The organism is Pseudomonas sp. ANT_J12, from assembly GCF_008370045.1.
Lineage (GTDB): Bacteria > Pseudomonadota > Gammaproteobacteria > Pseudomonadales > Pseudomonadaceae > Aquipseudomonas.
Genome location: NZ_VOBN01000001.1, coordinates 294,480 through 313,772, shown reverse-complemented (window position 1 = coordinate 313,772; position 19,293 = coordinate 294,480). Strand labels below are relative to the sequence as shown.

At 60.8% G+C, this 19,293-nt stretch carries 23 protein-coding genes; 10 read left to right on the top strand and 13 right to left on the bottom strand.

The annotated features are described in order from the left end of the window. Positions 1 to 10: 10 nt before the first annotated feature. Entirely contained in the window at positions 11 to 298 is a 288-nt protein-coding gene (locus FQ192_RS01565) for a SelT/SelW/SelH family protein (protein ID WP_054049193.1), read from the top strand. Here FQ192_RS01565 and FQ192_RS01560 read toward each other — a convergent pair. Together FQ192_RS01560 and FQ192_RS01555 are read right to left on the bottom strand one after the other, a co-directional pair. After that, the gene (locus FQ192_RS01560) at positions 292 to 1,182 is read right to left on the bottom strand and encodes a DMT family transporter (RefSeq protein ID WP_149657075.1); all 891 of its coding nucleotides are present in this window, start codon (positions 1,180 to 1,182) and stop codon (positions 292 to 294) included. The genes FQ192_RS01565 and FQ192_RS01560 overlap by 7 nt on opposite strands. A gap of 70 nt (positions 1,183 to 1,252) precedes the next feature. Next, positions 1,253 to 2,017 (bottom strand): AraC family transcriptional regulator, encoded by a 765-nt coding sequence (locus FQ192_RS01555; protein WP_149657074.1) that lies wholly within the window; start codon positions 2,015 to 2,017, stop codon positions 1,253 to 1,255. A 127-nt stretch (positions 2,018 to 2,144) separates the two neighbouring features. Here FQ192_RS01555 and FQ192_RS01550 point away from each other — a divergent pair, with 127 nt between their 5' ends. Next, the gene (locus FQ192_RS01550; RefSeq protein WP_033055919.1) at positions 2,145 to 2,960 is read left to right on the top strand and encodes a UDP-2,3-diacylglucosamine diphosphatase; all 816 of its coding nucleotides are present in this window, start codon (positions 2,145 to 2,147) and stop codon (positions 2,958 to 2,960) included. Between the two features lie 105 nt (positions 2,961 to 3,065). On the opposite strand, the gene FQ192_RS01545 is transcribed toward FQ192_RS01550, so the two are convergent. Both FQ192_RS01545 and FQ192_RS01540 read right to left on the bottom strand, forming a co-directional pair. Further along, positions 3,066 to 3,656 (bottom strand): HD domain-containing protein, encoded by a 591-nt coding sequence (locus tag FQ192_RS01545; protein WP_149657073.1) that lies wholly within the window; start codon positions 3,654 to 3,656, stop codon positions 3,066 to 3,068. Between the two features lie 98 nt (positions 3,657 to 3,754). After that, on the bottom strand, positions 3,755 to 4,066 hold the full coding sequence (locus tag FQ192_RS01540) for a DUF962 domain-containing protein (RefSeq protein WP_149657072.1): 312 nt from the start codon (positions 4,064 to 4,066) through the stop codon (positions 3,755 to 3,757). Between the two features lie 160 nt (positions 4,067 to 4,226). Here FQ192_RS01540 and FQ192_RS01535 point away from each other — a divergent pair, with 160 nt between their 5' ends. After that, a complete protein-coding gene (locus FQ192_RS01535; RefSeq protein WP_149657071.1) occupies positions 4,227 to 5,288 on the top strand; it encodes an AraC family transcriptional regulator in 1,062 nt (353 codons plus the stop codon). Here FQ192_RS01535 and FQ192_RS01530 read toward each other — a convergent pair. Further along, positions 5,245 to 6,699: a TrkH family potassium uptake protein gene (locus FQ192_RS01530; protein ID WP_149657070.1), complete on the bottom strand. Its 1,455-nt coding sequence runs from the start codon at positions 6,697 to 6,699 to the stop codon at positions 5,245 to 5,247. The two genes, FQ192_RS01535 and FQ192_RS01530, sit on opposite strands and share 44 nt — an antisense overlap. A gap of 122 nt (positions 6,700 to 6,821) precedes the next feature. On the opposite strand from FQ192_RS01530, the gene FQ192_RS01525 reads away from it, so the two are divergent. Further along, positions 6,822 to 7,385, top strand: coding sequence for an NAD(P)H nitroreductase (locus tag FQ192_RS01525; protein WP_149657069.1), 564 nt, complete (start codon positions 6,822 to 6,824; stop codon positions 7,383 to 7,385). Positions 7,386 to 7,490: 105 nt separating this feature from the next. On the opposite strand, the gene FQ192_RS01520 is transcribed toward FQ192_RS01525, so the two are convergent. From FQ192_RS01520 to FQ192_RS01495, 6 genes are all read right to left on the bottom strand, one after another. Continuing rightward, positions 7,491 to 8,825, bottom strand: coding sequence for a HAMP domain-containing sensor histidine kinase (locus tag FQ192_RS01520; RefSeq protein WP_149657068.1), 1,335 nt, complete (start codon positions 8,823 to 8,825; stop codon positions 7,491 to 7,493). A 192-nt stretch (positions 8,826 to 9,017) separates the two neighbouring features. After that, the gene (locus tag FQ192_RS01515) at positions 9,018 to 9,467 is read right to left on the bottom strand and encodes a Spy/CpxP family protein refolding chaperone (RefSeq protein WP_149657067.1); all 450 of its coding nucleotides are present in this window, start codon (positions 9,465 to 9,467) and stop codon (positions 9,018 to 9,020) included. 219 nt (positions 9,468 to 9,686) lie between these two features. Next, positions 9,687 to 10,364 carry a response regulator transcription factor gene (locus tag FQ192_RS01510; RefSeq protein ID WP_123409237.1) on the bottom strand — a complete coding sequence of 226 codons (678 nt, stop codon included), beginning with the start codon at positions 10,362 to 10,364 and terminating at the stop codon, positions 9,687 to 9,689. Between the two features lie 7 nt (positions 10,365 to 10,371). Further along, on the bottom strand, positions 10,372 to 10,785 hold the full coding sequence (locus tag FQ192_RS01505; RefSeq protein ID WP_149657066.1) for a translation initiation factor 2: 414 nt from the start codon (positions 10,783 to 10,785) through the stop codon (positions 10,372 to 10,374). A gap of 110 nt (positions 10,786 to 10,895) precedes the next feature. Further along, the gene (locus FQ192_RS01500; RefSeq protein WP_149657065.1) at positions 10,896 to 11,195 is read right to left on the bottom strand and encodes a YciI family protein; all 300 of its coding nucleotides are present in this window, start codon (positions 11,193 to 11,195) and stop codon (positions 10,896 to 10,898) included. Position 11,196: 1 nt separating this feature from the next. After that, complete coding sequence (locus FQ192_RS01495; RefSeq protein WP_256672228.1) at positions 11,197 to 11,763, bottom strand: septation protein A; 567 nt, start codon at positions 11,761 to 11,763, stop codon at positions 11,197 to 11,199. A gap of 117 nt (positions 11,764 to 11,880) precedes the next feature. Here FQ192_RS01495 and FQ192_RS01490 point away from each other — a divergent pair, with 117 nt between their 5' ends. The 6 genes from FQ192_RS01490 (at position 11,881) to rluB (ending at position 17,238) form a co-directional block, all read left to right on the top strand. After that, positions 11,881 to 12,744 carry a PHP domain-containing protein gene (locus FQ192_RS01490; RefSeq protein WP_149657064.1) on the top strand — a complete coding sequence of 288 codons (864 nt, stop codon included), beginning with the start codon at positions 11,881 to 11,883 and terminating at the stop codon, positions 12,742 to 12,744. A 13-nt stretch (positions 12,745 to 12,757) separates the two neighbouring features. Beyond that, the gene (locus FQ192_RS01485; protein ID WP_133839183.1) at positions 12,758 to 13,387 is read left to right on the top strand and encodes an L-threonylcarbamoyladenylate synthase; all 630 of its coding nucleotides are present in this window, start codon (positions 12,758 to 12,760) and stop codon (positions 13,385 to 13,387) included. A gap of 60 nt (positions 13,388 to 13,447) precedes the next feature. Further along, the gene (locus FQ192_RS01480) at positions 13,448 to 14,206 is read left to right on the top strand and encodes a ScpA family protein (RefSeq protein WP_178129007.1); all 759 of its coding nucleotides are present in this window, start codon (positions 13,448 to 13,450) and stop codon (positions 14,204 to 14,206) included. A gap of 11 nt (positions 14,207 to 14,217) precedes the next feature. Next, the gene (scpB, locus tag FQ192_RS01475; RefSeq protein WP_149657063.1) at positions 14,218 to 15,240 is read left to right on the top strand and encodes an SMC-Scp complex subunit ScpB; all 1,023 of its coding nucleotides are present in this window, start codon (positions 14,218 to 14,220) and stop codon (positions 15,238 to 15,240) included. A gap of 358 nt (positions 15,241 to 15,598) precedes the next feature. Continuing rightward, positions 15,599 to 15,790: a DUF1289 domain-containing protein gene (locus tag FQ192_RS01470; protein ID WP_149657062.1), complete on the top strand. Its 192-nt coding sequence runs from the start codon at positions 15,599 to 15,601 to the stop codon at positions 15,788 to 15,790. Between the two features lie 155 nt (positions 15,791 to 15,945). Continuing rightward, positions 15,946 to 17,238 carry a 23S rRNA pseudouridine(2605) synthase RluB gene (gene rluB, locus FQ192_RS01465; protein ID WP_149657061.1) on the top strand — a complete coding sequence of 431 codons (1,293 nt, stop codon included), beginning with the start codon at positions 15,946 to 15,948 and terminating at the stop codon, positions 17,236 to 17,238. Between the two features lie 189 nt (positions 17,239 to 17,427). Here the strand turns inward: rluB and FQ192_RS01460 are convergent, their stop codons facing one another. Continuing rightward, entirely contained in the window at positions 17,428 to 18,393 is a 966-nt protein-coding gene (locus tag FQ192_RS01460; RefSeq protein WP_149657060.1) for a leucyl aminopeptidase, read from the bottom strand. Positions 18,394 to 18,463: 70 nt separating this feature from the next. Next, entirely contained in the window at positions 18,464 to 18,598 is a 135-nt protein-coding gene (locus FQ192_RS34280; RefSeq protein ID WP_054049237.1) for a hypothetical protein, read from the bottom strand. Positions 18,599 to 19,293: the final 695 nt, after the last annotated feature.

The window sequence follows — 19,293 nt, the reverse complement described above, 5'->3', positions numbered from 1 at the left end:
TTCAGCGATCATGACCATGCAAAAACCGGAAATCGTCATCACGTATTGCACGCAATGCCAGTGGCTGTTGCGCGCCGCCTGGCTGGCCCAGGAACTGCTCAGCACCTTTGGCGATGATTTGGGCAAGGTGTCCCTGGTGCCGGGCACGGGCGGGGTCTTTCATATCTTTTGTAACGAGGTGCAAATCTGGGAGCGCAAGGCCGACGGCGGTTTCCCCGAGGCCAAGGTGCTCAAGCAACGGGTCCGGGATCAGATCGACCCGGACCGCGACCTCGGGCACAACGACCGCACTCAGTGAGAGGCGGCTTCGGCGGCCACGGTTTTCTTGCTGCTGCCGGATAACCGACTGCTGACCACGATGGCGACGATGATCAATGCACCGCCGAGCAACATGCGCGGGGTCGGGTTTTCATCGAACAGCAGCCAGGCCACGGTGATGCCGTAGATCGGCTCCATGGCAAACACCACCGCGGCGGTCCGCGCCTTGATCACCGCCAGGCTGGCAACGAACAGGCTATGGGCAACGCCGGTGCAGAACACCCCGAGCAGGCCGATCCACAACCAGTCGAGGGCGTGCACTTCGCTCAACTGCGGCGCCGCCACCGGCAGCAGGCACAGTGCGACCACCACGTTCTGGCACAGCGCGGCCTGCACCGCGGGGATGCGCCCGGAACTGGCGCGGTTGGTCAGGGACAGCAGGGCGAACAGCAAACCGGAACCCACGGCCCAGAGCAGGCCGACGGTCGCGCCGGTGCCCAGGTCGAAGGCGGGGGTAACGAGCACCAGGCCTACGCTGACCAGTACCACCAACAGGATTTCATTGGCGCGGATGCGCTCGCGGAAAATCAGCCCTTCGAGGATCACGGTAAACGCGGGGAAACTGGCAAAGCCCAGGGTCGCAATCGCCACCCCCGCGACTTTCACCGCGATAAAAAAACTGACCCAATGCCCGGCCAACAACAAGCCGCTGAGCAGCAGGCGGCGCCAGTCCACGGCTTCAAGTTTCTGCCAACGGGTGTTGCTGGCGAACCGCGCAAAAAATGCCAGGGCCAGCACCGCGAACGCCGCACGGCCGAAAACGATGACGGCGGGGGAGGCGGCCGCGAGTTTGCCGAACACGCCGGTCAGGCCAAACATCAATGCGCCGATATGCAGGGCGCCGAGGGCGGTACGGGGAGTCATTGCAGTCCTTGATAAACGTGTTGAGTCGGGCCATTGAACCGCGTAATGCCCCGGCCTGTCTGTCGGCAGACTATCGTCTTTTGTCGCCAGCCTCGCGCCGCAATGTCCCGGGCGATGCGCCAAACTCGCGCAACACCGCTGCCGCAAACGCACTTTGTGAGCTGTAGCCGACGCGGCTGGCAATCTCGCCAATCGGCAATGGCGTATCCCGCAACAACCCCACCGCGATGTGCAAGCGCCGACTGCGAATGTAGTCCATCGGCGTCTGCCCGCATTCCGCCACGAATCGCGCGTGCAGCCGAGCGCTGGAGAGGTCGGCAATGCGCGCCAGGTCGGCCACTTGCAGCGGATAGGCCGCGTGTTGATCGATGTGCGCATTCATCGCCGCATACGGCAGGCGCCGCCCACCGATGGCGTCCGGTTTGACGTTATTGAGACTGGCCAGCAACAGCACCGCGCCTTGCTGGGCTATCAGCGGATCGCTCACCGGGCTGCCCGCCAGCCAACTGACCAATTGGCTTTGCCCGGCATCCAGTGGCAGCCGTCCGGCGTTGTCGAGCAAGCGGCGGCTGGCGTCGGCGTGTTCGCCCAACGATTGCGAAACCCACTGATCGCTCGGCACATCCAGCACCAGGCAACGACTGCCGTTGGCGCTGCCGCAGGCGTGGTGCATGCCGGACGGGACCACCACGAAACTCTGCTGGATCACCTGGCTGCCATGGCCGCCGACCTCGAAATCCAGCGCACCCGAGAGCCCGAACACCAGTTGCGCGTGGTCGTGGCTGTGGATGATCAGGTCTTCGGTGTACTGGCGCAGCGTGAGGAGCGGTCTCATCGCAGGTCTCCGGGCAAGGTGCGGCCAGTCTACACCGGCCGGGCGCTGTCACAGGATTGACTCGCCGCTGTCATGGGCAATTAATCCGACCGGCGCAAGCTTGTAAAAACATCGCAGAGGGTTGCCCATGACCAGCGCCGAGCTCGCCAAACCCAGCCGTAAACAACGTGTGCGCACCCTATGGATTTCCGATGTGCATTTGGGCACGAGGGATTGCCAGGCTGAGCACCTGTCGCAGTTTCTCAAGGGCTACCATGCGGACAAGGTCTATCTGGTGGGCGACATCATCGATGGCTGGAAACTGCGCAGCGGCATGTATTGGCCCCAGGCCCACACCAACGTGATCCGCCGTTTGCTGACCATGAGCAAGCGCGGCACCGAGGTGATCTACGTCACCGGCAACCACGACGAATTCCTGCGTCGATATTCGAAGCTGATCCTGGGCAACATCCAGTTGGTGGACGAGGCGGTGCACGTGACCGCCGATGGCCGGCATCTGCTGGTAATCCACGGCGACCAGTTCGACGTGATCACTCGTTATCACCGCTGGCTGGCCTTTCTCGGCGACTCGGCCTACGAATTCACCCTGACCCTCAACCGCTGGCTCAACCATTGGCGCGCCCGCTATGGCTACGGCTATTGGTCGTTGTCGGCATACCTCAAGCACAAGGTGAAAACCGCAGTCAGCTTCATCAGCGACTTCGAAGAAGCCATCGCCCACGAATGCGTCAAACGCGAGTTGCATGGCGTGGTGTGCGGGCACATTCACCATGCCGAGATTCGCAAGGTCGGCGGGGTGGATTACCTCAATTGCGGAGATTGGGTGGAGTCGTGCACGGCGCTGATCGAGCATTGGGACGGGTCGATCGAGCTGTATCGCCTGGCGGATGCCCAGGCGCGGGAGGCGGAGTTGAAAGCGGTGAAAATCGCGGAGCCGGCGTAGGAAAGTCAGACGCCTTCGCGGGCAAGCCTCGCTGCTACGGTTGGAATGCATTTCCCTGAAGGAGCGAGGCTTGCCCGCGAAGAGGCCATCACAATCACCCTGATCTCAGGCTGGCGCGTGCTCTTCCATCGCCGCCTTGTAAATCGAATGCTTCGGCTGCGCAAACAACCGCTCCATCATCGGTTCGAAGAAACTCAACGGCAAATGCTCATACGCCGGATCAAACGCCGCCGCATCGTATTTGGCACAGAATTCAATGGTCGCCTGGTACTGCGGGTGCCCGCTGAATTGCTCGCGCAGGTGCCGGTCCATCCCCAGGTGATGGAAGAAGTAATAGCCCTGGAAGATCCCGTGTTGCTCCACCATCCACAAATTCTCGGCGCTGACGAAGGGCTTGAGGATCGCGGCGGCGATGTCCGGGTGATTGTAGGAGCCGAGGGTGTCGCCGATGTCGTGGAGCAGGGCGCAGACCACGTATTCCTCGTCGCGGCCATCGCGAAAGGCGCGGGTGGCGGTTTGCAGGGAATGGGTCAGGCGATCCACCGGGAAGCCACCAAAGTCACCCTCCAGTAATTTCAGGTGCGCCACAATCCGTGTCGGCAATTGCTTCGCGTAGGCACTGAAGTCGGCGGCGATGATCGCCCAGTCTTCTTGCGTGCCGTCCTGCATGTGGGTGAAGCGGGCATTGGCGTTCATCGGCGATCTTCTTGTTTTTGGCGAAGTGATGGCTTGAGTGTAGAACTTGGATCCACTGCTGCACTGTCTGCACGGGACGCATTACTGGCCTGCGGAGCCTAGAACGGCACGCGGCCCAGAATCATGTCGCGGTACATGACGAAATCGCCGAGCAGGCTGTAGAGCGGATGCTGGAAGGTGGCGGGACGATTCTTCTCGAAGAAGAAATGCCCGACCCAGGCGAAGCTGTAACCGGCCAGCGGCAGGGCGATCAGCAGCAGCCACGCGCCTTTGCCGATGGTCAGCGCCAGGATGAAAATGACCAGGGTGGTGCCGATAAAGTGCAATCGTCGGCAAGTACTGTTGCTGTGTTCGCTGAGGTAATACGGGTAAAACTCAGCGAAGCTATTGAAACGTTTGGTGTTTTCCACGACTGCGATCTCTGTGGTTATTGTTCTGATGGCAAGTTGTTCTGCGGGTAGCTTATTTGAGTCTAGAGTGATCATTGGCATCAGCCAGTGACAATAGGCGCCACTTTAGTATCCTTCGGTAATTGGCCGTAGCATGCGGCTCATCATTTAAGTAAACGCCATGAGCGAACGAACGACTTCTGCAAGCTGGGCGATGGGGATTGTCAAAGCACTGGAGATGGACGGCCTGGATTGCCGGGTTCTGTTCAAGCAACTGGGGCTCGACTACGCGTCGCTGGATGATCCGGATGCGCGCTTCCCGCAGGATTCCATGACGCGGCTGTGGCAGCGTGCGGTCGAGCTGTCCGGTAACCCGGCGATCGGCCTGAACATGGGCAAGGTGGTTCGACCGGCATCCTTCCATGTTGCCGGTTACGCCTTGATGTCGAGCCAGACATTGGCCGAAGGCTTTCAGCGGCTGGTGCGTTACCAGCGGATCATTGCCGAAAGTGCCGACCTGAGTTTCCGCTTGCTGGACGAGGGCTACGCGCTGATCCTGACGGTGCATGGCGACCACCTGCCACCGACCCGGCAAAGTGCCGAAGCGTCACTGGCCTGCGCACTGGCGCTGTGCGGCTGGCTGACCGGGCGCACCCTGCAACCGCGCAAGGTGCTGGTGCAAGGGGATGAACCCACCGATCTGGAACCCTATAAACAAGCCTTCCACGCGCCTTTGGTGTTCAACGCGCCGTATGACGCGTTGATCTTCGAGCGCGCCGACATGGAAGCACCGCTGCCCACCGCCAACGAGGCGATGGCGCTGCTGCATGACCGGTTTGCCGGTGAGTACCTGGCGCGGTTTTCTGAAAGCCGCGTGACCCACAAGGCCCGGCAAGTGCTGTGCCGGTTGCTGCCCCAGGGCGAACCGAAGCGCGAAACCGTGGCGCAGACGTTGCACCTGTCGCAACGCACCTTGCAGCGCCGCCTGCAGGAAGAAGGCACGAGTTTCCAGACCTTGCTCGACGACACCCGCCGCGAACTGGCCGAGCAGTACCTGGCGCAGCCAACGATGACTCTGCTGGAAATTGCCTACCTGTTGGGGTTCGCCGACCCGAGCAACTTCTTTCGCGCCTTCCGCCGCTGGTTTGACGCCACGCCCGGCGAGTACCGGGCGCGGTTGCTCGACGCGCCGAAACTGATCAGTGACGCCAGAACGCCGGAATACACAGAACGAACACCGTAATGATCTCCAATCGGCCGAGCAGCATGCCGAACGAAAGAATCCATTTGGCGGCGTCCGGCAGGGTGGCGAAATTGCCCGCCGGGCCGATGGTCTCGCCCAGCCCCGGGCCCACGCCAGACACGGTACTGGCGGCGCCGGTCAGCGCGGTCATCCAGTCCACACCCAGCAGCGACAGCAGCAGCGCGATCACGCAAATGGTGATGGCGAAGAAGAAGGAAAAGGTCAGGATCGAGCGCACGATCTCTTCGTCGAGGCGATGGCCGTTGTACTTCTGCTTGATCACCGCGCGCGGGTGAATCAGCTGGTTAAGGTTGGCCTTGAGCAGGATGTAGGCGACCTGGAAGCGGAAAATCTTGATCCCGCCCGCCGTCGAGCCCGAACAGCCGCCGACAAAGCCCAGATAAAAGAACAGCATCAGCGAGAAATTGCCCCACAGGCTGTAGTCCCCCAGCGCAAAGCCGGTGGTCGTGACCACCGAGGTCACGTTCAGCGCCACGTGCCGCAGGGCATCCAGCCAATGCAGATCGGTAGTCCACCAGTACCAGGTGCCCAGCACCAGCCAGGTCACCAGCAACATGCCGAGCAAACCCTGGACCTGCTGATCCTTGATCAGGGCCCTGCGGTTGCCGCGCAAGGTTGCCACGTACAAGGTGAAAGGCAGGCTGCCGAGAATCATGATCACCACCGCGACCCAGTGCACCGCCGGTTGTGTCCATTTGGCCAGGGACTGGTCGGAGGTGGAGAACCCGCCGGTGGAAATCGCCGACATCGCGTGGTTGATCGCATCGAACAGACTCATCCCCGCCCACCAGAACGCCAGGCTGCCGACGATGGTGATGCCGACGTAGGCGGCGACGATCAGGCGCGCCACCATGTGCGAACGGGGCATGACCTTTTCGGAACGGTCCGACGATTCGGTCTGGAACAGGCGCATGCCACCGATGCGCAACAGCGGCAGAATCGCCACCGCCATGCCGATAAAGCCGATGCCGCCGATCCAGTGCAGCAACGAACGCCACATCAGGATGCCGGGGGACATGGCGTCGAGACCGGTGAGCACCGTGGAACCGGTGGCGGTGATGCCGGACATGCTTTCGAAGAACGAGTCGGTGTAGCTGATGTGCTGGGTCAGCAGGAACGGCAGCGCAGCGAAGATGCACACCACCAGCCAGCTGCTGACGGTCAGCAGGTACATGTCCCGGGGGCGCAGGTGTATGTGCTCGGGGCGGCCGGGGATGACCAGCGCCAGGCCGGCGACGAAGGTGATCATGCTGGCCCAAAGGAACGATGGCAGGTCGCTGGTGCGGTCGAAAATCACCAGCGTGGCCATAGGCACGACCATGGCGATGGCCAGGGTGATCAGGAAGATGCCGATGATGAAACCAATGATCCGTAAGGTCGGCAACGCCATGAAGTCCGCTCGGGCTGAAGTAGTGAAGGGCGCCATTCTACCTGTGGGGCAGGGCATGTAAACCGGCACTCCCGAGGTGGATCCCGCTAGAATAGCCAAACATTTTTTACAGGAGGTGGCCGATGCAGGCTCTCGACGCTTTGCTCAACCGTGTTTCCGTTCCACGACTGGTCGAACCGGCCCCCACCGCCGAGCAGCGCGAAGTGCTGTTCGCCGCCGCGATGCGTGCGCCGGACCACGGCCATTTGCAGCCATGGCGCTTTTTGACCGTCGAAGGCGCGGCCCGCGAGCAAATGGGTGAGTTGCTGGCCGAAGCGGCAAAGTTGCAGGACAGCGAAGTGTCCGAAGCGGCGCTGGACAAGGCACGCAACGGCCCGCTGCGAGCACCGCTGGTGGTCGTGGTGATTGCGCGGTTGCAGGATCACGTCAAGTATCCGAAGTCCGAGCAACTGCTGGCGGCAGGGTGTGCGGCGCACGGGATTTTGCTGGCGGCTTATGCGCAGGGGATTGGTGCGGTGTGGCGTACGGGTGAGTTGGCGTATTCGGCGCATGTGGCCAAGGGCCTGAGACTGGCGCAAGGGGAAGAGGTGATTGCGTTTCTGTACCTCGGCACGCCGCAGAAAGAGCCGCGGGTGGCGGAGAAGGTTGATCTGGCCGAGTTCGTTAGCGCCTGGCCGGCCGCTTGACGATCGTTCCCACGCTCTGCGTGGGAATGCCTCAAGGGACGCTCTGCGTACCAATGGGGTGCGGAGCGTCCCAGGCTGCATTCCCACGCAGAGCGTGGGAATGATCTAAGCAGGCACTCCCGGCACTAACGGCAATTCCAGGCTGGCAATAAACCCGCCCTCCGGGTGATTGGCCAGCACCAGGCTGCCGCCATGGCGCTCAGCGGCTCGCCGCGCAATGGCCAGCCCCAGGCCATGCCCGGCGGCCGTTTGCCCCGGCGCGCGGTAGAACGGTTCGCCCAGCAGATTCAAGTGTTCGGCCCCGACCCCCGGCCCATGGTCACGCACGCTCACCACCATCCGCTCGCCCTGGCGCGAGGCCTGCATTTCAATCGGCTGGCCTACCGGGTTAAAGCGCTGGGCATTGCGCAGCAGATTGTCCACCGCGCGCTCGATCATGGTCGGCCAACCCTTGAGGTTCAGCTGCGGCTCGGCGTCCAGGCGCACGGTCTGTTCCGGGAAGCCCAGTTGCGCATCCTTTTGCAGGGTATGAAGCAAGGCGTTGAGATCGACCTCTTCGGCGCTGGCGTTATCGGCGTCGACCCGGGCCAGGACCAGGATTTCGCTGATCAGTGCTTCCAGTCGGTCGCATTCACGGGTCAGGCGCGGCCAGAGTTTTTGCCGTTCTTCAGGGTTGGCCCGTTCGGCCAGGGCCAGGGCAATCCGTAACCGCGCCAGCGGCGAGCGCAGTTCGTGGGACACGTCCCGCAGCAGTTGTCGCTGGCTACCGATCAGGCTTTGCAAACGTGCGCCCATGCGGTTGAAGTCGTTGGCCAGCACGCCGAACTCATCACGACGGTTAGCCAGTTTCACCAGGCTGTTCTGCTGATAAGTGGTTTGCCCCAGATCATGCACCGCACCGCGCAAACGGCTGAGCGGGCGGGTGATCGAGAGGGTCACCAGCAAACTGAACAAGGTCAGCACCACCAGCGCAATCCCCAGCGCACTCAACGGCCAGAGCAGGCTTTCGCGGTGCCACGAGTCCAGTTCCGGGTGCGGGATGCGGTAGATCAACAGGTAGGTGTTGCCGGTTTTTTTGCTGGTGTATTCAGCGGTCAGGCGGCGCCATGGCAGGCGACGATCATCATCATTCTGCCGCGCTTCGAAGGCCGCCGCACGCCGTGGGAAGGTGCCGCGCACCACCGGGTCGCCGCTCTCGTTGAGCACCTGAACGTCGATGTGATACTGGCGTTTGCGCTGTTCGAGGATGTCCTGAGCGGCATCTTCGCCTTGGGCTTCGTAGGTTTGCGTCCACTCTTCGGCCAGGGTGTTGAGGCCCGGGTGGCGGCTGAGAATCCACGCGTCCTGGTTGAGCATGTGCCCCAGCAAAAGGGAAAGCCCTGCAACCAGAGCGATGGCCAGCCAGAAGCTGGCCAAGATACGCCAGAACAATGAACGCACAGAAAATCCTCGAACAAACACAAATCCCCTGTGGGGGCGAGGCTTGCCCGCGAAGGCGATTTCATGATCAACCGAAATGTTGAATGTCAGATCGCTTTCGCGGGCAAGCCTCGCTCCTACAGGGGCTTGCACCCACATTGAACAATGGCAAAAGACCCAACGGGGTGAGCCGTTGGGTCCGTAGTTAACGCATTATTGCGCTTTTTGCGGCTGTTGCGCTTTCCAGGCCTTGAACTCGGCCCACTCGGCACGGCGCTCGGCTTGTTTCTTCTGGATCTCGTCGAATTTCTTCTGTTGATTCGGTTTCAGCACGGCGCGTACATCGGCCTGGGCTTTCTGATGCTTGGCGGCCATTTCGTCTTTCATGGCTTTCTGGTCAGCCGGGGAGAGTTTCTCCAGGTATTTCTCGACCAGTTGTTTGCGATCATGCATCTGCTCGCCCATGATTTTGCGGATCTGCTCGCGCTGTTCGCGGCTCAGGTCCAGCTGGCTGTACGGGCCTTTGCCGTGCATGCCGTGCATCTGACCGCCGTGGCGCGAACCGTCCATCGGGCCACCCATCGGGCCGGCACCTTCAGGCATGGCCATGGCAACGGTTGGCAGGGCGGCGGCGAACATCAGAGCGATAAGAGTCTTGCGCATGGTGAATCTCCTTGTCTCGTTCCCGGTACGTTCCGGATGAGTTCAGATTACGGAGATCAAGGTCAGCGGCGGTCAGCGGAGCGTAAAGCTTGGGTAAAGACAGTTTTGCGCCGACCTGACAAAACTTACACGTTGCGTAGGAGCAAGGCTTGCCCGCGATGGCGTCCTCCAGAACGTCATCGCGGGCAAGCCTTGCTCCTGCACGGAAAATGCTCGGGGTTAGAGGCTGTAGTAATAGCCGCGGCTGCGCAGGGCGACGATGCGCGGACGACCGTCAGGGTGCGGGCCGATCTTCTTGCGCAGGTTGCTGACGTGCATGTCCAGGCTGCGGTCGTACAGAGTCAGCTTGCGACCGAGGGCGATCTGCGCCAGTTCCTGTTTATCCAGGGGCTCGCCGGGTTGTTTGATCAGGGCTTCGAGCAGGCGACTTTCGGAGACGGTGAGGGTGAATTCCTGTTCATCGATGCTGACCACGCCGCGCACCGGGCTGAAGCACAGGTCGCCGAGTTCGAGCTGGCTGGACACTGCGGCCGGATGACTGCGGCGCAACACCGCGCGCAACCGGGCTGTCAGTTCTCGTGGGTCGCATGGCTTGGCCAGGTAATCGTCGGCGCCGAGTTCCAGGCCGAGGATGCGATCCAGCGGCTCGCCCCGGGCCGAGAGCATCAGCACCGGCAAGTCCGGGTGGTCGCTGCGCAATTGCTTGAGCAGTTCCAGGCCGCTGCCGTCGGGCAGCATCACGTCCAGCACCACGGCCGCCGGGGAGGTTTCGGCCAACGCACGGCGGGCACTCTGGCCATCGTGACAGGCACGGACCACAAAGCCTTCCTGACTCAACCAACTGCCCAGGAGCTCACACAGCTCCTGGTCATCATCAATTAATAACAGCTCGCTCATGACTCACTCAATTTAGCCATTGCCGACGTTTTCGACTTGCTCCACTGGCAAAGATACCGCAGAGCAGGGCCAATAGCGCAACTCCGCCACCGGTGACGAACCATTGCTGCTGATCCGTCAGCAAGCGAGGCAGCGGGCTGCTGGCCAGGGCTTCCTTGAGTTGCAGCTTCAAGCGCTGGTTCTCCTGGCGCAACCGGCTCAGCTGGGCGCTTTCGCGTTCGGCATCGGCACTTTGCAGTTGTTTGTTCAGTTCTTCTCGTTGCTGCTCGCTGACTTTCAAACGCTGCTGCAACTCGGCGATCTGGCTGCCGGCGCTCAACGACAACGGTGTGGAGTTACTGCCGGGGGCAGCCTCTTCACCGTGCACGGGGGCCACGATCGACAACGTCACCAACATCAGACACAACGGACCCTTGCGCATCACGACTCCTGATTCCAATCGAGTTATTGGGCAAGTTGTCGGCAGGCAAACGAGAATAATGAGCGATTGAGAGCGCGATGAACCGATAAGGTTCATCGCGAGGGGAGAGATTACGGCAGGACTTGCTTGAACGGCTTCACGGAAACGTTGGCGTAGACGCCTGCGGCCACAAACGGATCGGCCTCGGCCCAGGCTTGTGCGGCGACCAGGGATTCGAATTCGGCGACGATCAAACTGCCGGTGAAACCTGCGGCACCCGGATCATTGCTGTCCACGGCAGGGTTGGGGCCGGCCAGCACGATACGACCTTCGCTCTTGAGCTGTTGCAGGCGCTCAAGGTGCGCGGGCCGGTTGGCCAGGCGGGCTTCCAGGGAGTTGGCGACGTCTGTGGCAACAATGGCGTAGAGCATGTCAGTCCTCGGTTTTTGGCGTAGTAGTGTCAGCGTCATGCAGGTGGCGGGACAGGTAGATGCCTTGCGCGACCAGGAACAGCAGGGTCATGCCCAGGCTGCCGAACACCTTGAAGTCGACCCAGTAGTTCTGGAAGGTGAACGCGACGAACAGGTTGGCGGCGCCGCAGAACAGGAAAAAGGCGATCCAGGCGATGTTCAGGCGAGTCCAGACTGCATCCGGCAGGGTCAGCGCGTGGCCCATGATGCGTTTGATCAGCAACTGGTCGCCGATGAAGTGGCTGCCGATGAATGCCAGGGCGAACAGCCAGTTGACCACCGGGGCTTTCCATTTCAGGAAGGTTTCGCTGTGGAAGGCCAGGGTCAGGCTACCGAAGACCAGGCAGGCGATCAGGGTCAGCCACTGGCTCTTCTCCAGCTTGCGCTGTTTGATGAAGAGCGTGCCGTACACCACCAGGGAACTAATGATCAGCATGGCGGTGGCACTGTAAATACCGCCTACAGTGACCTCATGACCGGCTATGTCGACGACCCGTGGATCGATTTTGAAGACGATGAAAAACAGCAGAAGCGGGATGAAGTCGATGAATTGTTTCACAGTGGCAGCCAGAAGCAGGATGTGTCGGCATAATAACAAACATATTGACGCGCGATAGCGCCAGCTGATTTGAGGTTACAAAGCCCTGTGAATGTTGATTTGCACTGCCATAGCACGGCCTCCGATGGCGCCCTGGCGCCTGCGGTACTGGTTGCGCGTGCGTTCGAGAAAGGCGTGCAAGTGCTGGCCTTGACCGATCACGACACCCTCGAAGGCCTCGATGAGGCCCGCAGCGCCGCGACGGCGCTGGGGATGCAACTGGTCAACGGCGTCGAATTGTCCTGCACCTGGGGCGGCGCGACCATTCATGTACTGGGCTACGGTTTCGACGTCAACGCGGTACCGTTGGTCGAGGCGATTGCCCGATTGCACGATGGCCGCTGGCTACGGTCCGAAGAAATAAGCCGCAAACTCGCGCTCAAGGGCATGCCCGGTGCGATGGACGGTGCCCGGGAGATGCAACAGGCCCTGGGTGACAGTGGCAACGCGCCGGCCCGTCCGCATTTTGCCGACTGGATGGTGCGCGAAGGCTACGTCAAGGATCGCGCCGAAGCGTTCCGCAAATGGCTCGGCGCCGGCAAGCTGGGGGACGTCAAGCAACACTGGCCGACCCTGGAAGACACCGTCGCGACCCTGCGCGCCGCCGGTGCCTGGGTCAGCCTGGCGCACCCGTGGCATTACGATTTCACTCGCAGCAAGCGTCGCCGCCTGATTTCTGACTATATTCAAGCGGGAGGCCACGCGATTGAAGTGGTCAATGGCCATCAGCCCGCCGAACAGGTCGGCAGCCTGGCCATACTTGCTCGCGAGTTCGGTCTGCTGGTCAGCGCCGGCAGCGATTTTCATGGCCCTGGAGGCTGGTCGGAAATCGGTGAATACCGCCCGGTTCCGGAGGATCTGCCACCGTTATGGTGTCGATTCAAACATGACCCAATTATTGCCGCCGTCTGAACAGGTAGAGAATGTGAGTCAATTTTTCCAGATTCATCCGGAAAACCCGCAAGCGCGCCTGATCAAACAGGCGGTCGAGATCATCCGCAAAGGCGGGGTGGTGATTTATCCAACAGACTCGTCCTACGCCATTGGTTGCCAGATCGGCGACAAGAACGCCGTGGAACGCGTGCGCCGGCTGCGTGGGCTGGATGACAAGCACAACTTCGCGTTGATTTGCAGCGACCTGTCGCAACTGGGCATCTTCGCCAAGATCGACACCGGAACCTTCCGCATCCTCAAGGCCCATTTACCTGGGCCCTATACGTTTATCCTCAACGCCACCCGCGAAGTGCCGCGCCTGTTGCTGCACGCCAAGAAGCGCACCATCGGCCTGCGGGTGCCGAGCCATCCGATTGCCCTGGCGCTGCTGGCCGAATTGGGCGAGCCGTTGATGAGCGTGACCCTGATCCTGCCCGGCGACACCGATCCGCTGAGCGATCCCCACGAAATGCGCCAGTTGCTGGAGCACCAGGTGGACCTGATCATCGACGGCGGTTTCGGCGGGATCAAGGCGTCCACGGTGATCAACCTCGCCGATGGCGAACCGGAAGTGATCCGCGTCGGTTGCGGCGACCCAGCGCCGTTCATGGCCGAGGCGTAGATGTCTGCAGTAGAACCCGTCGACAGTCAGGCCGGAGCCCAGCAAGAGCTGCCCTTCGCGATGGTCTATGGCCAGGCGGTCATGGAAATGCCGCTGGACCTGTACATCCCGCCGGATGCCCTTGAAGTCTTTCTCGAAGCCTTCGAGGGTCCGCTCGATTTGCTGCTGTACCTGATCCGCAAACAAAACATCAACATCCTCGACATCCCGGTGGCGGAGATCACCCGGCAGTACATGGGTTATGTCGAGTTGATGCAGTCGGTGCGCCTGGAACTGGCCGCCGAGTACCTGGTGATGGCCGCGATGCTGGCTGAGATCAAGTCGCGAATGCTGCTGCCCCGCGCCGAGTCCATCGAAGCCGAGGAAGACGACCCGCGCGCCGAACTGATCCGGCGCTTGCAGGAATACGAGCGCTTCAAGGCTGCCGCCGAAGGCATCGATGGCCTGAGCCGGGTCGGTCGCGACGTCGTGGTGCCCAAGCTCGATGCCCCGGAAGCGCGGGCGCGCAAACTGGTGCCGGACGTGAGCCTGGAAGAATTGCTGATGTCCATGGCCGAGGTCCTGCGCCGGGGCGACATGTTCGAAAGTCACCAGGTCAGCCGGGAGGCCTTGTCCACCCGCGAGCGCATGAGCGATGTGCTGGAACGGCTCAAGGGCGGCGGTTTCGTGCCCTTTGTCGAGCTGTTCACCGCTGAGGAAGGACGGCTGGGGGTGGTGGTGACCTTTATGGCGATCCTCGAACTGGTCAAGGAATCCTTGGTCGAGCTGGTGCAGAATGAAGCGTTCGCGCCGATCCATGTGCGGGCCCGAGCCGAATAACGAGTTGAATCATGAACCTGACTGAACCCCGCGAGCTGGCGCCACTGCTTGAAGCCTTTCTGTTGGCCTCGGGAAAACCGCAATCCCTTGAACGCCTGTTCGAACTCTTCGAAGAGGGCGAGCGGCCTGAACCGCCAGTGTTCAAGAAAGCCCTGACGATCCTCGCCAAGTCCTGCGACGGCCGCGCCTTCGAATTGAAGGAAGTCGCCTCCGGCTACCGCCTGCAGATCCGCGAGAAGTTTTCGCCGTGGGTCGGTCGGTTGTGGGAAGAGCGTCCGCAGCGTTATTCCCGGGCCATGCTCGAAACCATGGCGCTGATCGCCTATCGCCAGCCGATCACCCGGGGCGAGATCGAAGACGTGCGGGGCGTGGCGGTCAACAGTCACATCGTCAAGACGTTGCTGGAGCGCGAGTGGATTCGCATCGTCGGTTATCGCGATGTGCCGGGTAAACCGGCGATGTTCGCCACCACCAAGGTGTTTCTCGATCACTTCAACCTGAAAAATCTCGATGACCTGCCGCCGCTGGCTGAACTGCGCGAGATGGAGCCCGACCCGGTGCTCGATTTCGATGACGCGCCAGTGCCGGCCGGCTTGCAGGAACTGGCCGACGCCAGCGCCGAGCCGGAAGAGCCCAAGGAAGAAACCAGTTTCCATACGCTGCTGCTGGAACTGGATGACATGGAGCAGGGGATCAAGACGGACTTTGATGACTTGTTGCGTGATGGGGCAGTGACGGAGACGGAAGAAGGTCTGGATCTAGCGGTGCCAGAGCCAGTCATCGAAGTTGAACTTCAGCCTGACCCAGAAGCCACAATCGAAGAAGAACCGGAAGAAGAACCGGAAGACGAGCCGGAAGAGGAGCTGGAGGATGATGTTCTGGGCGTTGCCGAAGCCCGCGAGAAACTCCTGGCTGCTGTCGCCGCGCTAGAGCCACACAAGCCCGAACCGGAACCCGAGCTGAGCGACGAAGAAGCCGAAGCCCGCGCCCTGGCTGAAGCGATCGAAGCCGAACGCCGGGAATTCGACGACTGACCGAATCCCCGCAGGCAATAAAAATCCCTTGTAGGAGCGAAGCTTGCTCGCGAAGACGGCGGCACATCCAGCATCGATGGGTCAGACACACCGCTTTCGCGAGCAAGCTTCGCTCCTACAGCGAAGACGGCGGCACATTTAACATCGATGCGTCAGGCACACCGCCATCGCGAGCAAGCTTTGCTCCTACAGCGAAGACGGCGGCACATTTAACATCGATGCGTCAGGCACACCGCCATCGCGAGCAAGCTTTGCTCCTACAGCGAAGACGGCGGCACATCCAGCACCGATGGGTCAGACACACCGCTTTCGCGAGCAAGCTTCGCTCCTACAGGAAGCGCGTTCACAGGAATTATTGATGAGCTCAACCAAAGACCCCTGCATCAGCCTCTGCAAGTTCACCGACGACATCTGCGTCGGTTGCGGGCGCAGCAAGGGTGAAATCAAGGCCTGGAAGAAACTCGACAAGACCGACAAGCGCACCGTGCTCGCCGAAGCGGCGTTGCGCTTGATCAAACTCGGTGCCACCGGTCGGCGGAAAGCCAAGTAAGTCTGCATTCATCAGCTAGTCTCTGATGCGCGAACGCTTGCATGAGCGTATGATTCGCGACCCTCCGGCGATCCCTTCGTCCGAGACCCAGCTTTCAACACTTCAGGACCCTCACTTCAGAGCGTCCTGAACAGACCACACCGGGAGGTGCCCAGATGAGTATCAACGACCAGAAAGACGACGCCGAAATCGGCCCCGCAGGCGAGAAACTGCAGAAAGTCCTCGCCCGTATCGGCGTCGGCTCGCGCCGTGACGTAGAAGCCTGGATCAGCCACGGCCGCATCAAGGTCAATGGCAAAGACGCCACCCTTGGCCAGCGCGTCGACATGCACGACGCCATCACCATTGATGGCCGCGTGATCAAGCGCGAAGAAGCCGCCGAGTCGGTACGCCGCGTGATCATGTACAACAAGCCCGACGGTGAAATCTGCACCCGCCTTGACCCGGAAGGCCGTCCGACCGTATTCGACAAGATGCCAAAACCGAAAGAAGGTCGCTGGATCAACATCGGCCGTCTGGACATCAACACCACCGGTCTGCTGATGTTCACCACCGACGGTGAACTGGCCAACCGCCTGATGCACCCTTCCTACGAAATGGACCGTGAATACGCGGTGCGTGTGCGTGGCGAAGTCGATGACGAGATGATCGAGCGCTTGAAAGCAGGGGTTGTCCTCGAAGACGGCCCGGCCAAGTTCACCGACATCAAGCAGGCGCCGGGCGGCGAAGGTTTCAACCACTGGTACCACTGCGTGGTGATGGAAGGTCGCAACCGCGAAGTTCGTCGCTTGTGGGAATCCCAGGGCCTGGTGGTCAGCCGTCTGAAGCGCGTGCGTTTCGGTCCGGTGTTCCTCAACTCCGACCTGCCGATGGGTCGCTGGCGCGAAATGAGCCAGTACGAAGTCGACATTCTGAGTGCTGAAGTGGGCCTGACGCCTGTGGCCATGCCGCAGATGAATGCCAAGAGCAAAGACAAGCTCGACCGTATGCAGCGTAAATCGTCGCGTCCGATGGGCAAGACCGAGCGCGTGCGTTCGTTGCGTCCAGCCATCGGCAACCAGACCGCTGCGACGCCGCGTGACACCCGCGAACCGCATATCGAAGGCGAGCGTCCAGCCCGCAAGCCCGCAGCACCTCGTGCTGATGGCGAGCGCGGTCCACGCACGCCACGTCCGGCCAATGGTCGCACCGAGCGCGGCGAAGGCCGTGGTGCGCCAAGCGGTGGTCGTAGCGATCGCGGTGCTCCTCGTGGTGAGGCCCGTGGTGATTCGAGTCGCGGTACGCCAGTGGCGGACCGTCCGGCCGACACCAAGCGTCCGGCCAAGGCGCCGGCGAAGAAACGCCCGGGCATCGTGCTGGTCGACAAGGACACGCCATCGGGCAAGCGCCGTGGCGCACCGGCCGGTTCGGGCCAGCGTCCGGGGTTCGGGCGTCGTAAGCCGGAGTGAAGCAGCGTTGAGTTTTTAGCGACAAGCTGCAAGTGAAAAACGCCAACCTCAGGGTTGGCGTTTTTTTTCGTCTGGCTGATCGTTCCCACGCTCTGCGTGGGAATGCATCAATGGACGCTCCGCGTCCGCTTCGCAAGGGACGCGGAGCGTCCCGGGCTGCACTCCCACGCTCTGCGTGGGAACGATCATTTAAAAGACAAACCGTCCATCAAACACCGGCTCATCATCGAGCGCCAACACACCGCCGGAGAAGATCAGGTCCAGGTGATGACTGCCCTTGGCCCCGCCGCCCAACCCCAGGTGCAAGCCGCAATGGCGCTCCTCGAACCCGGCGTTGCGCGCGTAAAGCTCCTTCACGCCTTCATTGGTGCCAATGCCCAACTCCTCGATCCGTCGATTCGACGGATTGGCGTCCAGGTATTTATTGAAGTCATGTTCCAGCCCCGGCACATCCGTGGCGATTTTGTGGATGGTCGAGTTCTTGATCCACAGTTCCAGCGGCGATTCCAAGACCCCGTATTTGCGCGCGAACGGAATGGTGCTGAGGAACGTCCCCATGAACTTCACGCGGCCATTGATCTCTTCGCTATGCGTCGCGATTTCGCCGGGGGCCAGGTCAAAGTTGCCCACACCGTTGATATCAGTCCACTTCTTGATGCTGCTCAACGGTGCTTCGAACCATGAACCGTGATCATCTTTGAAGCTGAGCGTCGTGGCATGGGACATGCGCTGGATCAAGTGGCTGTTCAACCCGGCAATGCGCTGCGGGGTGACGCTGAAGGTGTCGTAAAAGTAATCGCCGTAATCCTTGAACAGCAACGACTTCTTCCAGTTTTGCGCCATCACCCCTTGCAGCGCGCGGACAAACTCCGGGCCATCGGGACGAGGGTTGGGCAGGGTGGAAGAGTCGTAGAAGAAAATGTACAGATCGCTGTCAGTAATCGCCTGCGCCAGCAATTCGGTGGGTTCGAGGTCCAGGCGCAGGGTGCTGAAGCTGAACGGTGTGCTCAGACCGGCCTGTTCGGCGATGGCGCCGGTCAGTGCCTCGTAATCAGCGGTGTGGCCGAGCAAGACCTTCGCCGGGTTGATACCGACAAGGGCCGGGTGGTGTTCGAGGTAGTAAAGGAAATGCGAGATAGCCCGTTGCTTATCCATGTAATCCTCCCTGACAAACCGAGAAAATGTGGCAGGCACGACCGGCCGGATCGTGCCTGCCGGGGATGGCTTACAGAGGCCACATCGCCGTGCCGAACGGAACAACCGCGTCGGCTTGCATCATTTCAACGGCGGCTTCATGGGTCGGTGCTTCAAACCAATCGTCCAGTTGCAGTTCAGTTTCCAAGTCTTTGTCCAGTTGCATGTGAATCTCCTAGATGACTTTTGAGTAAGAACAGCGGCGTAGTTTTCAATCGATGAATACAACGCCAACTTGCCGGTCGATGTGGCTCGGCAAGTCGCTGAAAACCTAGTTCACTGGTTTTTAAAATGCAAAAAAATAATTAAATAAGATTTGTTTGAACTATTTATTCCGTTTTTCCAGAGTGAATTTCTTAATAAGAAACAAAAAACTAACTCGACCTTTTCCTTAGGAAGCTTCCTAACGTCAATTTGCAGTCGGCCTTCAGAAAGATCTGATTTGGCAAATTTACGTTACGGCTTGTAACGGAATCTTTACGAAATACGCAGTTAAACCTTGCCTGATAAGGCTGTCTCGTCGACTGTAAGGAAAAGCTTCCGCCATGCCCGCTCACAGTCCATCCGCAGGGCTCTGGCCCGCTTGTTTCAGCCGCGCTTGACGGGTGAGATGCGTGCCATGCCTGCCGTGCAGGTGCATAACAAGAAGGAGGCGCAATGAACGCCGTGATCGATCTCCAATTCTCTCCGTGGGCCGATTCTTCCATCGCCCGCGCCGACGACCTGCAAAGGTCTGACTCCTTTTTTGCAGCTGCCCGGCACCCCCGAGGCGGACACAGACAATCCCGGCAACCGACGCGCTGATCCAGCGGGTCTGGCAGCAGGGGGTTAGCGGTGTACAATGCGCCGCGTTTTAACTGT

What these genes read in the sequence shown, in the direction of transcription:
- FQ192_RS01565 (WP_054049193.1), top strand. Translation starts at nt 11, where the DNA reads ATGACCATGCAAAAACCGGAAATCGTCATCACGTATTGCACGCAATGC.
- FQ192_RS01560 (WP_149657075.1), bottom strand. Translation starts at nt 1,182, where the DNA reads ATGACTCCCCGTACCGCCCTCGGCGCCCTGCATATCGGCGCATTGATG.
- FQ192_RS01555 (WP_149657074.1), bottom strand. Translation starts at nt 2,017, where the DNA reads ATGAGACCGCTCCTCACGCTGCGCCAGTACACCGAAGACCTGATCATC.
- FQ192_RS01550 (WP_033055919.1), top strand. Translation starts at nt 2,145, where the DNA reads ATGACCAGCGCCGAGCTCGCCAAACCCAGCCGTAAACAACGTGTGCGC.
- FQ192_RS01545 (WP_149657073.1), bottom strand. Translation starts at nt 3,656, where the DNA reads ATGAACGCCAATGCCCGCTTCACCCACATGCAGGACGGCACGCAAGAA.
- FQ192_RS01535 (WP_149657071.1), top strand. Translation starts at nt 4,227, where the DNA reads ATGAGCGAACGAACGACTTCTGCAAGCTGGGCGATGGGGATTGTCAAA.
- FQ192_RS01530 (WP_149657070.1), bottom strand. Translation starts at nt 6,699, where the DNA reads ATGGCGTTGCCGACCTTACGGATCATTGGTTTCATCATCGGCATCTTC.
- FQ192_RS01525 (WP_149657069.1), top strand. Translation starts at nt 6,822, where the DNA reads ATGCAGGCTCTCGACGCTTTGCTCAACCGTGTTTCCGTTCCACGACTG.
- FQ192_RS01515 (WP_149657067.1), bottom strand. Translation starts at nt 9,467, where the DNA reads ATGCGCAAGACTCTTATCGCTCTGATGTTCGCCGCCGCCCTGCCAACC.
- FQ192_RS01510 (WP_123409237.1), bottom strand. Translation starts at nt 10,364, where the DNA reads ATGAGCGAGCTGTTATTAATTGATGATGACCAGGAGCTGTGTGAGCTC.
- FQ192_RS01505 (WP_149657066.1), bottom strand. Translation starts at nt 10,785, where the DNA reads ATGCGCAAGGGTCCGTTGTGTCTGATGTTGGTGACGTTGTCGATCGTG.
- FQ192_RS01500 (WP_149657065.1), bottom strand. Translation starts at nt 11,195, where the DNA reads ATGCTCTACGCCATTGTTGCCACAGACGTCGCCAACTCCCTGGAAGCC.
- FQ192_RS01480 (WP_178129007.1), top strand. Translation starts at nt 13,448, where the DNA reads ATGGTCTATGGCCAGGCGGTCATGGAAATGCCGCTGGACCTGTACATC.
- scpB (WP_149657063.1), top strand. Translation starts at nt 14,218, where the DNA reads ATGAACCTGACTGAACCCCGCGAGCTGGCGCCACTGCTTGAAGCCTTT.
- FQ192_RS01470 (WP_149657062.1), top strand. Translation starts at nt 15,599, where the DNA reads ATGAGCTCAACCAAAGACCCCTGCATCAGCCTCTGCAAGTTCACCGAC.
- rluB (WP_149657061.1), top strand. Translation starts at nt 15,946, where the DNA reads ATGAGTATCAACGACCAGAAAGACGACGCCGAAATCGGCCCCGCAGGC.
- FQ192_RS01460 (WP_149657060.1), bottom strand. Translation starts at nt 18,393, where the DNA reads ATGGATAAGCAACGGGCTATCTCGCATTTCCTTTACTACCTCGAACAC.
- FQ192_RS34280 (WP_054049237.1), bottom strand. Translation starts at nt 18,598, where the DNA reads ATGCAACTGGACAAAGACTTGGAAACTGAACTGCAACTGGACGATTGG.